The organism is Vibrio sp. Y51_MX_L26, from assembly GCF_024181935.1.
Taxonomy (GTDB): Bacteria; Pseudomonadota; Gammaproteobacteria; order Enterobacterales; family Vibrionaceae; genus Vibrio; species Vibrio diabolicus.
Genome location: NZ_JAMZAS010000001.1, coordinates 438,128 through 450,127 on the forward strand (window position 1 = coordinate 438,128; position 12,000 = coordinate 450,127).

Here is a 12,000-nt window from a genome sequence, read left to right on the forward strand (position 1 = left end):
AACATGGCGACGATGAAAGACATCGCAAAACTGGCAGGGGTTTCCACTTCAACAGTGAGCCATGTTATTAACAAGACGCGTTTTGTGAGTGAAGAGATCTCCGAACGCGTCAATACTGCCGCAAAAGAACTCAACTACTATGCGCCATCAGCTTTGGCGCGTAGCCTCAAAGTCAATCGTACCAAAACCATTGGTATGCTAGTGACAACTTCAACCAACCCATTCTTTGGCGAAGTCGTAAAAGGCGTCGAACGCAGTTGCTATCACAAAGGCTATAGTCTCATTCTATGTAACACCGAAGGTGACAACGAACGCATGCGCCAGTCCATTAATACGCTTTTGCAAAAGCGTGTCGATGGTTTGATCTTGATGTGCTCCTCGCTAGAAGGGGAGCGTATCGATGTATTTGAGCGTTATCCTGATATCCCTGTCGTGGTGATGGATTGGGGGCCGATGCTGTTTACGAGCGATAAAATTCAAGATAACTCGCTTCGTGGCGGTTACCTAGCGGCGAAATACCTGATTGATTGTGGCCACACAGAAATAGGATGTATCACTGGCCCTTTGATTAAACACCAAGCGCAAATGCGATACGAAGGTTACAAACGTGCGATGAACGAAGCAGGCTTGGAATTTAATGCCAACTGGATCATTGAATCGGACTTCGAATGTGAAGGCGGATATCAAGCATTTATGAAAATGGCGCAGCGAGGCATCTTACCCAGCTCGATTTTCGTTTCCAATGATATGATGGCGATGGGTGTGATTAACGCCGCAAATGAGCTCAATATTAAAGTCCCGGAACAGATTTCAATCATCGGTTACGATGACATACATATCGCGAAGTTCATGTCGCCTTCCTTAACGACCATCCACCAACCCAAATATCGACTCGGCCAAGCCGCCGTCGAAACTCTTGTCCGAAGACTGGACGACAAATCTAACGAAGCTCAAGTCGTTCAACTGGAACCAGCATTGGTTGTACGCAACAGTGTGACGAATTTCTCTTAATTAAAAACAAACGTATGGTTAACAAATTTAGTGCATATAATTTATAAAGAATGGGCTAAAAATAAATAAGCATGCAAAACAGATGTTCGAATTTATTAACTCAATATTTGAAAAGTGTGATTTTTTGCGAGTAACTCGAAAGATTTCGTGTAGATAGTGCTTAAAAAGCTTATTATTAATAAAGTCTATAATTAGATTTATAACTTATTGAGATGAATGGAAAATCTTTATGTTAGTTAAGAGATATGCACAGTATTCAGTAAAGAGGCCGTGGTTTCACCGTTTCAATATTTCACTAGTATTAACGGTGTTTGTCGTGAGTGTTTATGAGCTACTTGCGAATGAAGAGTATGTATACTTGGCTGGCGTGGTGTTTACATTTGCTTCGACTTTACTGTTCGCGTCAGCATCTACGTTCAAAAAGCGCTACCTAGGACACGAGTCCTAGTTCATTTGGAATGAATGGTTGAGATAAATAGGCGCTTTCAAGCAAATATTGAACTGAATTATGATCGAGTGCATCAAGAGGGGGACAAATGTCCTCCTTTTTGTTAGGTGTCACGCCCTAATATAGGCATATTCCCAAACAAAATAATAAAGGACATCGACATGGACCTACTTGCCTTACTCGATATAAACAACACCCTGGTTAACATTCCAATTGGCGGCGGTTACGCAATGAGTTGGATCGAAGTTTTCGGTACGGTTTTTGGATTGCTTTGCATTTGGTTTGCTAGCCAAGAAAAAACCATCAACTACTTATTCGGTTTGCTGAATGTCACTCTTTTTGCCGTTATCTTTTTCCAAATTCAGTTATACGGATTATTACTTCTTCAACTGTTTTTCTTCTGTGCGAACATTTACGGTTGGTATGCGTGGACTCGTCCAAACGCGGAAGGTGAAACGCTGGAAGTACGCTGGTTAAACAAACAGAAACTCATCGCCACTGCTTCTATTAGCGTTGTGTCTATCGCGTTGTTAACCATCTACATCGACCCCTTTTTCTTTGCATTAGCAAACATTGCTGTTGATAGCTTGAATCTATTTGGTGCAGGTTTGGCTGATCCGGTACTTGAACCTGATGCGTTCCCGTTTTGGGATGCAACCATGACAGTACTTTCTGTTGTTGCACAAATTCTGATGACACGTAAATATGTGGAAAACTGGATTCTTTGGGTTGTGATTAACATCATCAGTGTTGGTATCTACGCGACACAGGGTGTTTATGCGATGTCCGTTCAGTATGCGATTTTGATGTTCATTGCTGCCAATGGTACGCGTGAATGGGCCCGTAGCGCCAAGCGCAATGGCGATAAAACCTTAGCTCAAGCTGCAGCTTAAGGAACGAAAAATGGCGAAACAACCTCATATTGGTGTTGATGAAACACAAGTCGCTCCTCTCGTCATTGTATGTGGTGAGCCAGACCGAGCTAATCGTATTGCCGCATTATTGGATGATGCAGAAATGATCTCGGAAAATCGCGAGTACCGTGTTTTTACTGGCAAATACAAAGACCAGCCTGTTTCAGTATGCAGCACAGGCATCGGCGCCCCATCGATGATCATCGCAGTTGAAGAGCTAAAACAGTGCGGTGTCACTCATGTAGTACGTGTTGGATCGGCCGGTGCGATGCAATCAGGCATTCAGCTTGGCGAGCTAATCATTGCCGAAGGTGCGGTAAGAGATGAAGGCGGCTCCAAAGCGTATGTGGATTCGGCTTATCCGGCGTACGCAAGCTTTTCCTTATTAAAGGAAGTTGAGCGTTACCTGTCAGTACAAGAGGCGCGTTATCATTTCGGTGTGGTACGTTCTCACGACAGTTTCTATACCGATGACGAAGATGCGATATGCCAATACTGGAACAAGAAGGGCGTCTTAGGTGCCGATATGGAAACCTCAGCTCTGTTTGCCGTTGGCCGATTACGTGGCCTTCATGTCGCTTCGATCTTAAATAACGTCGTTCTGTACCAACAAAATGTGAAAGAAGGGGTTGGCCAGTACGTTGATGAAGCGAAAGTAATGATGCAAGGTGAGAAGCTTGCTGCAATGACGGCGTTAGAAGCGCTGATTGCTCAGAGATAGTCCGTACTAACTTCAGTAACTCTTATAAATCAATGAATGTAAAGCGACAGGCCACTGTCGCTTTTTTATTTGGTGTTACGGGGTACAATCCATCTGAGATAGTTATCAGTAACTTTTCTGAGAGAACAGAGAATGAAAATCAGCCCGTATCCAACTGGCCGCTTCAAAACATACCTTGAAAAAAAGAGCGTTGCCTTTCGTGAGATGATCTATCAGTGTCAAATTAGTACGCGTTACTTTGATGCTGGGGAAGAAATTCTCCGTCAAGGTGAGCAACTTCAGTACTTATATGTTGTGCCGGTAGGTCGAGTTTCAATGAGCATATTGGCCGCGAATGGGCGACGCTTTCAATTAGGAGAGGCAAACTGCGACTACCATATCTATGGTGAAATGGAGTACTTCACTCAGACTCCTTGCCAATGGAACGTGATTGCAGACGAGCACATGCAGGTTGATGTCATCTGCATCCAAAAACTAACTGAAGCGCTACAAAAGCATCCAGAAATGATGGTGTTCTTTGCTTCAGCGTTGGCCGAAGATTATCAAGATTCTATGGATATCTATACCAATCGGTTATTGCATCCCATTACTTATAATATTGCGTATGATCTTTTCGTCCGTAATCAAACCAACACATTGCTCGGTGGCTTTGACAAAGTGAATCAAGAAGCTGAGCGATTTGGTACTTCTGGTCGTGTTTATCGACGTGCAGTTAAAGATTTGATTGAAAAGGGATTGATTGCAAAAACGGAAAACGGGTTGGAGATTATTGATGAGCTTGCACTCAAAGCATTTATCGAAGCGCATGAATGATACACCTAGATATTGCAATGAATGGTTTTTATAAGTCTTTGATATAGTTGGAGCTCGAATAAGCGTAACTAATGTAAAGTACCTTAAATTTTGTTGAATGCAGTAAAGAGTAACGTTATATTGCGAACGCGCATGATAATAGATCTCATTAAGGCTTAACAAAATGAAAAAATTCGTCGGTGCGGCTATGCTGTCGCTATTTACTGTTTCTCCTTCTTTCGCTGCTAAGGTTGTGATTGACCATTACATGGGGCAAACCGAGCTAGAGCAATCACCAGAGCGCGTGGTTGTGATTGGCTTTGGTCCGCTAGATGCGCTGGACAACTTTGGTATCGATCCTGTTGCAGTTTCTAACTCTTCTAATCTGCCTAGCTACCTTTCAAAGTACAGCAAAGATAACTACACCTCTGCGGGTAGTTTGTTTGAACCTGACTTTGAAACCATTTACATGCAAAAACCGGATTTGATATTGGTTGGTCCGCGAGCGTCTGCGAAATATGAAGAGCTGAGTGAAATTGCTCCTACGGTCGTTTTTGCTGCGAAAGAGAATCAAGGTTACTGGGAGGGTACGCAAGCACAGTGGCGCAATATTGGTAAAATCTTCGATATCGAAGAAAAAGTAGAGCAGAAAATTGAAGCGCTAGATGCTCAATTCAAAGCAATCCGTGACTACAATCAATCAAATAACAATGATGCGTTAACGATTTTAAGCATGGGTGACAACATCAGTGCGTTTGGAGCTCAATCACGATTTGGTGTTATTTATAACGATTTCGGTTTCTTGGAAACGGTTGAACACGTGAAAACGGGCACTCACGGAGATGTTATTTCTTATGAATTTATTCGTGAAGCTAACCCGAAAAATATACTCGTAGTTGACCGCAATTCGCTGAAAGGCACGCCAGATAACGATATTCGTAAGTCCATGGATAACGACTTAGTCAAAGCAACCGCCGCATATAAGAATCACAAAATCACTTATTTAGATGTGGACGCGTGGTACTTGTCGATGTCTGGTGTGACTGCAACAGAAAAAATGGTCAGTGAGATCAAGCAAACCGTTGAACTGTAATCCAAGATAGCAGAGGTTAACTTTGAAAAAGTTATTGCTAACCCTTGTGGTTTTAAGCACGGTTTCGTTATTTGTTGGGGTGGCAAACATGACGCCCCAACAACTCTTTTCGGGTGATGAGAAAGCGTTAGAGCTTTTCTTTACCAGCCGTATACCACGTTTATTCGCCATACTGCTTGCTGGTGCAGGCTTAAGTATTACAGGCCTTATTATGCAGCAAATTAGCCAGAACCGATTTGCTGCACCTTCTACAACCGGTACGATCGAATGTGCCATGCTGGGCTATGTACTGAGCGTGGTTTTCTTTGGCAACGACAATCACCTTTGGCTCGTATTCGGCATCTCGGTATTTGGGACGCTGGCGTTTATTTTCTTTATTCAGCGCATTCAATTTAAGAGTGTGGTTTTTGTGCCTCTTGTCGGGATTATTTTCGGCAATGTCATCCAATCCATGACCACGTTTATCGCTTACAAATACGATGCACTTCAAAGTCTGAATGCTTGGACAGTCGCAAACTTCGCCAACATCTTGCGTGGTGATTTTGAACTGCTGTACATCGCGGTACCAATGGCTATTCTCAGCTATCTTTTTGCCGCACGGATTTCAGCCGTGGGTATCGGAAAAGATTTCGCGGTTAACTTGGGGTTAAATTATCAGCAGGTTGTCACGATTGGCGTTCTATTGGTGTCAATCATGTCAGCAAGTGTCGTGATGATTGTGGGGCAGCTGCCATTCCTTGGTCTGATTGTGCCGAACCTCGTTAGTCACTTTTATGGTGATAACCTCAAAAAGAACATTCCGCTTACGGCCATGTATGGGGCGACTTTAGTGCTGTGTTGCGACTTGGTGAGTCGTTTGATTATCTTCCCTCATGAAATGCCAATCTCTATCGTGATCAGCATATTGGGTGGTGTGGTATTCATCGCGATGTTGTTGCGAGGTAAGCAACATGCGTGATTCAACGAAAATCCTACTGCTAGGTGGCATTGCGGTACTTTTCGCATGTTTGTTTATTGGTATTGGGCTAACAGCTGACAACTACCAGTATTTTTTATCTCGTAGAGTTCCTAAAGTATTGGCGATAGTGCTAGCGGGTGTGGCTATTGCTCAGTCTTCACTTGTATTTCAAACCATTACGCACAACCGAATTTTAACGCCAAGTATCATGGGGTTTGATGCGTTGTATGTGTTGACGCAAATTTTGATCGTGCTGATTTTTGGTGGTTTGAGTACTTTAGTTCTTAACTTGTACGTCAATTTCACAATTGCCGTAATTGTAATGGTGTCGTTTTCATTATTGTTGTTTGGTTTTTACTTTTCTAAAGGAAGCAAGAACTTGATTACGTTGCTATTGGTCGGCTTGATCTTTGGTCAGCTATTTTCCAATGCGTCGTCATTTTTCTCTTTGCTGATGGACCCAAATACGTTTGCAATCGTTCAATCGAAACTTTACGCCAGCTTTAATAATGTCAAAGTGAATTTGGTTTACTTTAGTGCACCAGCTTTGATGTTTGCATGTTGGTTGCTATTTAGTATGCATCGCACTTTAGATGTGTTTTGGCTCGACCAAGACAATGCGAAAAGTTTGGGCGTCGACGTACCTAAGGTGACGCGAAATGTATTCATTATCTCGGCGGTTCTGATTGCTATTTCTACGGCTCTAGTGGGACCAATCATGTTCTTTGGTTTGCTGGTGACCAACTTAAGCCGAGAAATGTTCCGAAGTTACCAACACAAAACGCTATTGGTTGGTTGTTCGTTTCTCTCCATCAGCTCGTTACTGGCTGGGCAATGGATTATCGAGAACGTGTTCAGTTTTGAGACGACGTTGAGTGTCGTTATTAACTTTATTGGTGGTGCGTATTTCTTATACCTACTACTGAAAAACAAAGTTGTATAAATATGATAGTGATAGACAAATTAACGAAGGCCTTCGGTTCAAATAAAGTGGTTGATGAGGCCAATACTCAGTTTGAAAAGGGCAAAGTGACGTCCATTATTGGCCCGAATGGCGCGGGAAAGAGCACGCTGTTATCTATGGCTTCGCGCTTAACGGAGCGGGATGGTGGTAGTGTTATCATTGATTGTAAGGAAATTGCGGAATGGGACACTAAAGAGTTAGCGAAAAAGCTGGCGGTACTTCGTCAAGCCAACTCTATTACCATGCGATTTACCGTGAAGGAGTTGGTCTCTTTTGGCCGTTTCCCATACTCCAAAGGAAATCTGACCAAAGAAGATCATGCGGTGATTGAACAAGCGATCGACTACCTAGATTTACAAGGTATCCACGACAAATATTTGGATGAGTTAAGTGGTGGTCAGCGACAGCTTGCGTTTATTGCCATGGTGATTGCACAAGATACAGACTACGTTTTTCTTGATGAACCACTTAACAATCTAGATATCAAACACTCTCTTCAGATCATGAAAGTCGTGCAGCGGTTAGCTCATGACATGAACAAAGCCATGGTGGTGGTAATTCATGATATTAATTTCGCAGCGTGCTACTCGGATGTCATATTGGCGCTTAAGCAAGGCAAAGTTGTGGCAAGTGGTGCGGTGGAAGAGGTGATTCAGGCGTCTACGCTAGAGGATATCTACGAAACGCCGTTTAATATTATCGAATTAAACGGCAAGCGCATGTGTACTTACCACTAATCCAACCTCAGTGCTTAATGAAAGCGATTCTTCAATGAGGATAGATAGGCGAGTTTACTTGGTGAGCTCGTCTATGATTGGGCATCGGCTTTCAGCGTCTCCCGGACAAGAAGAAACCCAACCTTCAAGTTGCGTTTTGATCTCCATAAGGTGCGCGATTTTTTCTTCAACCTCTCTCAGCTTATCCATGGTTCTTGCTTTTACTTCGCTGCTTTTTCGGTTGGGATTATGGGCAAGCTGCACAAACTCTTTGCATTCTTGCAGTGAAAAGCCAGCGTTTTTTGCGCGTGATACTAAGTTAAGCTCTTGAATATGATTATCTGAATATTCGCGATAGCCAGAGTCGCTGCGCGCTGGTGGAGATATGATCCCTTTGTCTTCATACAATCGAATCGACTTAGATGAAAGCCCAGTAAGCTTTGCGACAGCACCAATATTCATGTTCAACCTCCATAACGTTTAAGGCGAGTATATACCGATGTTGTGGATAAGACACTCCTAAATAACAGTCAGTTACCTGGGGCCTCTTTGCTCTTTTATCACTTCATGCGGTGGTACACCAAATACCTTTTTGAAAGCGCAGGTGAAGTTGGAAGGGTGGTGGTATCCGGCTTCATAAGCCGCTTCCGTGATCGTCACTAGGCCACGTTCCAAGTGTTGCCTCGCAATCTCAAGGCGCCGAAAGCGAATGTAACCATTTACGGTCATATTCAGTGATTGTTTAAATCGGCGCTGCAGGTTTGAAACGCTCATTGAAAACACGCTTGCCAACTTTTCTAAGCCTAGTTCTTGCTCAAGGTGAGTTTCTATATAGCTAACAATATCCTCTATTCGACCATCTGTGTGCCGTTCATGGTTATTTTTATTAGCACTGAAGTTTTTGGGGATTTGCTCAGTCGCTTGATGCAAAATTTGATAGATCAAGCTTTCAACTTCCAACTTATCTTGGAATTCTTGTGGTGTTTCTCGGCTTGTCAGCGTTTCAGCCAGTTCGCATAACGCCTGGTTAAGCTCTAGAGGATGAAACGCCTGATGAGAGTTAAAAAAGGACCAATGACGACAGGTTTGGTCAAGGCGAGCCTCTAGCCACTGGGGCTTAACCAATATGTTGATCTTATTAATGAGGTTATCTTTGAGCAGTGAACGACGAAAGTTTGCAGGTTTGAGTAGGTTCACCACGACACCTTTAGGGCCGTCGCCTGCGTCTAAATCAAATTGCAAATCGTCGTAGCCAAACGAGAGCTTACCTTCTAAAAGAATAGTGACCAACAGTGAGGCGTGTGCAGTAGAAACAATATGTGAATCAACAAGCTCTAGGCAGCGTCCACCATGAACAAAGATTTGATCATTGTACTGATATGATAGGAATTTGCCTTCTGCCAGTTGAGTTTGACAAGGTTGACCTTGCGTGACGATCCACTGCTTTTCTGTGGCTTCCAGTTTTTGGGTTAAAGCGATCTTGGCAATTCTAGTTCGTTTTGGTGTGACTTCCTGCATTTGACACTTCCTCATAACACTTGTGCGATTTCGCATAATCAAATCGCCTTTGTATTTATAAAACTCATGCTTATTATACCTGAGAATTATTATCATTAATATTTAGGGATGAAGTTATGGAAAGCCCTGCTTGTTCATCTATCAAGCTTTCAAGCCTTTGCCTTGCAGTGGGAATGGCGCTATCAAACCCTGTTTTAGCTCAAGATACCGAGTCACATTTTGAAGAAGTCGTTGTATGGGGAACAAAAGTTTCTAGCAATACTGAGTCGATGTTTGCGGACGACATGTCACTGAAGCAAGCGGATCATATGTCTGATTTACTGCGCGATATTCCCGGTGTGGATGTTGGTGGAACACACTCTGTGAATCAACGTATTACCATTCGTGGTTTGAGCGAAACCGATTTGGACATTCGTCTTGATGGTGCTTCTCAGCATGCGAGCATGTTCCATCACATTGGTAACTTGACGCTAAACCCTGACATTCTCAAATCTGCCGATATCCAGGTAGGTAATAACTCTGTGACTCAAAATGGCTTAGGCGGCTCGGTTTATTTTGAAACGAAAGACGCTCGCGATTTACTTCGTTACGATGAAACGTTTGGCGCTCGTGTTTATGGCGGTTATGCATCCAACGACAACCAACAAGGCTCGTTGACACTGTACGGGCTTTTGTCCGAAAACATTGATGCGATGGTTTATGGCCATTACGTTACGCGCGATGACTTTGAAGATGGTGACGGCAACAAAACCTATGGCGCTGCGGGTGATGTTTACAACATTCTGGCTAAGTTGGGGTATGAACTAAACGACATCCATCGTTTTGAGCTCTCTTATGACATGTACCGAGACAGTGGTGATTACAGTCCGCGTCCTGATATGTCGGGTAGTGCGAACAATGGCTTATCGAGCACGTTACTTATTCCTACGGATTATGACCGAGATACCGTTACCTTGAGTTACGAGCTGCGAGGCGAACAGCATAAAGGTAACGTCACACTTTATAATACCGAGACAGAAATTAAACGGGATGAGAGCGTTATGGCTCCTCGCTGGCCTTCGAACCGTTTATCGAAGAACACCGCTAAAAACCAAAACTTTGGTTTGAATGGTAAGTTCCAGTCGGATGTTATGTTAGGTGAGTTTGATAATCGAATCACCTATGGTTTCGACTACATGGATAAGACATCTTCAAGTTACTACGGTAGTCGTAAGTTCATGGATGAATCGGCCATTTCAACCGCATTGTTTGTAGAAGACCAGTTCTTCTTCTCTGATGCTTTCTTTGTTACCGCAGGTATGCGTTTTGATGATTACAAACGTGAAGCTGAAACGGGGACGAGTAACTATGATGATGTGACCTGGGCCCTAGCAGCAGAATGGGCAGTCACTCAGGATTGGACGTTGTTTGCGAGCGCACGCTCTCTATTCAAAGGCCCTGAGCTGATGGAAACCTTTATTGCTTACCAAGACGTTGCATTTTTAGAGGATGGACTAAAGCCAGAAACGGGGTTGAACACACAGGGTGGTGTCCGTTTTGATAAAACCTTTGATAAGCATTTCTTTGGAGCGAATATTACGGCATTCCAAACGGAAATTGATGATTACATTGCAGACCAGTACCAAAACGCGACTCAAACTTACCTGATTTACAACTTAGGTGATGTCGAGATTAAAGGCTTTGAGGCAAGTGCTTCTTATGGCTACGACAAGTTTAACAGCAAACTTTCTTACTCTAAGTCGGACACCAAAAACAAGAATACTGGTGGCCCTGTTGCTGGGGGTAATGGGCGTAGCATTGATATGGGTGATAGTATTGCTCTAACTTTGGATTACCAGTCAGACGCTTTAGAAACGATCTTCGGGTGGAACTCAATGTTTGTTCTAGAGGAAGACAACGTCTTTGATGGTCAGCCAAAGAAAGCAAGTTATGATGTACATAATCTATATGCTCAATGGGTGCCGTCTGATATTGATGGACTGTCGGTGACCTTTGGTATTGATAATGTATTTGACGAGTTGTACAGCTCTCATGCGTCTCGTTCGGGTACTGCACGTGGCTTCACGCTTGATGACTACGAGCCGGGTCGCAACTTCAAACTTTCTGCTGCTTATCAATTCTAATAGGGCTCCCGAGAGGGGGCGCTTCAAAACACGAGTAAATTCATGATTAAAGAAAGCACCCGAATAGATAGCGAACACGCTGACAAATACTTAGTGACACTTTGTCGACATTTTGGACGAAAGGTTCCTGCTACTTGGAATGAAAACAGCGGTTTGGTGACATTTCCGACGGGAAAAGCGGAGTTTGCTCTTTGCGAGTCTAGCTTGACCATTATTTGTGAGGCAGATTCAGAAGAGAGATTGAGCACAGTGAAGGCGATAATCTCATCGCATGTAGACATGTTCTCTCGTAGAGAAACATTAGCACTTAACTGGGTTCGCTAGAGCTATTGATTAATGTGCAGAAAATGAGAGCGCATTAAAAGCAAAAAGCCCGCGATCTTATCATTCGCGGGCTTTTATTGTTCGAATGCTATTGCTTTTTAGGCTCTAGATTCTAGGCTTTTTTTTTCCTGTTGCATTTTTGCTAGGAAGTAGATATTAACGCAAGCAATAAAGCCGTTAGTTAATACTACAGGCCAAGAATCAATCATTAGTCCGTAAGCAGTAAATAGCGCACAACCAATAAAGTTAAGGATACGAAGCTTAACAATATCTTTCATAGTTAGCGAAATTGCGACCATGATTGAAGCTGCATAACCTAAAATCTCAACCATATTCATGTCCATTTTTTGACCCTCTTAAAATCTGCCGAATTTTGTCGGTACCAATTCTTCTCATCTTGAGATTAATGAGGAAGCTC

Annotated in this window: 14 protein-coding genes; 11 read left to right on the top strand and 3 right to left on the bottom strand. The window is 43.1% G+C overall.

Annotated elements, in window-relative coordinates:
- Window positions 1–3: 3 nt before the first annotated feature.
- From NL645_RS01860 to vctC, 9 genes are all read left to right on the top strand, one after another.
- Window positions 4–1,011 carry a substrate-binding domain-containing protein gene (locus NL645_RS01860; RefSeq protein WP_046875982.1) on the top strand — a complete coding sequence of 336 codons (1,008 nt, stop codon included), beginning with the start codon at window positions 4–6 and terminating at the stop codon, window positions 1,009–1,011.
- A gap of 229 nt (window positions 1,012–1,240) precedes the next feature.
- Window positions 1,241–1,459: a hypothetical protein gene (locus tag NL645_RS01865; RefSeq protein ID WP_005499106.1), complete on the top strand. Its 219-nt coding sequence runs from the start codon at window positions 1,241–1,243 to the stop codon at window positions 1,457–1,459.
- A 161-nt stretch (window positions 1,460–1,620) separates the two neighbouring features.
- Complete coding sequence (gene pnuC, locus NL645_RS01870; RefSeq protein WP_253651068.1) at window positions 1,621–2,352, top strand: nicotinamide riboside transporter PnuC; 732 nt, start codon at window positions 1,621–1,623, stop codon at window positions 2,350–2,352.
- 10 nt (window positions 2,353–2,362) lie between these two features.
- The gene (locus NL645_RS01875) at window positions 2,363–3,094 is read left to right on the top strand and encodes a nucleoside phosphorylase (RefSeq protein WP_145534837.1); all 732 of its coding nucleotides are present in this window, start codon (window positions 2,363–2,365) and stop codon (window positions 3,092–3,094) included.
- 132 nt (window positions 3,095–3,226) lie between these two features.
- Window positions 3,227–3,907 (top strand): Crp/Fnr family transcriptional regulator, encoded by a 681-nt coding sequence (locus NL645_RS01880; protein ID WP_006741007.1) that lies wholly within the window; start codon window positions 3,227–3,229, stop codon window positions 3,905–3,907.
- Window positions 3,908–4,070: 163 nt separating this feature from the next.
- On the top strand, window positions 4,071–4,979 hold the full coding sequence (locus tag NL645_RS01885; protein ID WP_134645591.1) for a siderophore ABC transporter substrate-binding protein: 909 nt from the start codon (window positions 4,071–4,073) through the stop codon (window positions 4,977–4,979).
- Window positions 4,980–5,001: 22 nt separating this feature from the next.
- Entirely contained in the window at window positions 5,002–5,937 is a 936-nt protein-coding gene (vctD, locus tag NL645_RS01890) for an iron chelate uptake ABC transporter permease subunit VctD (RefSeq protein ID WP_253651069.1), read from the top strand.
- Window positions 5,930–6,880 carry an iron chelate uptake ABC transporter permease subunit VctG gene (gene vctG, locus NL645_RS01895; RefSeq protein WP_253651070.1) on the top strand — a complete coding sequence of 317 codons (951 nt, stop codon included), beginning with the start codon at window positions 5,930–5,932 and terminating at the stop codon, window positions 6,878–6,880. The genes vctD and vctG overlap by 8 nt, the downstream gene beginning before the upstream one ends.
- Window positions 6,881–6,882: 2 nt before the next feature.
- Window positions 6,883–7,638, top strand: a complete 756-nt coding sequence (gene vctC / locus NL645_RS01900) for an iron chelate ABC transporter ATP-binding protein VctC (RefSeq protein ID WP_253651071.1) — start codon at window positions 6,883–6,885, stop codon at window positions 7,636–7,638.
- A 54-nt stretch (window positions 7,639–7,692) separates the two neighbouring features.
- Here the strand turns inward: vctC and cueR are convergent, their stop codons facing one another.
- Both cueR and NL645_RS01910 read right to left on the bottom strand, forming a co-directional pair.
- Window positions 7,693–8,079 carry a Cu(I)-responsive transcriptional regulator gene (gene cueR, locus NL645_RS01905; RefSeq protein WP_012842332.1) on the bottom strand — a complete coding sequence of 129 codons (387 nt, stop codon included), beginning with the start codon at window positions 8,077–8,079 and terminating at the stop codon, window positions 7,693–7,695.
- A gap of 72 nt (window positions 8,080–8,151) precedes the next feature.
- Complete coding sequence (locus tag NL645_RS01910; RefSeq protein ID WP_253651072.1) at window positions 8,152–9,135, bottom strand: helix-turn-helix domain-containing protein; 984 nt, start codon at window positions 9,133–9,135, stop codon at window positions 8,152–8,154.
- 116 nt (window positions 9,136–9,251) lie between these two features.
- On the opposite strand from NL645_RS01910, the gene NL645_RS01915 reads away from it, so the two are divergent.
- Window positions 9,252–11,258 (top strand): TonB-dependent siderophore receptor, encoded by a 2,007-nt coding sequence (locus tag NL645_RS01915; protein WP_182018612.1) that lies wholly within the window; start codon window positions 9,252–9,254, stop codon window positions 11,256–11,258.
- Window positions 11,259–11,300: 42 nt separating this feature from the next.
- On the top strand, window positions 11,301–11,582 hold the full coding sequence (locus tag NL645_RS01920; RefSeq protein WP_006742780.1) for a DUF2218 domain-containing protein: 282 nt from the start codon (window positions 11,301–11,303) through the stop codon (window positions 11,580–11,582).
- A 98-nt stretch (window positions 11,583–11,680) separates the two neighbouring features.
- Here NL645_RS01920 and NL645_RS01925 read toward each other — a convergent pair whose 3' ends face one another.
- Window positions 11,681–11,926: a YgjV family protein gene (locus NL645_RS01925; protein WP_005397186.1), complete on the bottom strand. Its 246-nt coding sequence runs from the start codon at window positions 11,924–11,926 to the stop codon at window positions 11,681–11,683.
- Between the last annotated feature and the right edge of the window lie 74 nt (window positions 11,927–12,000).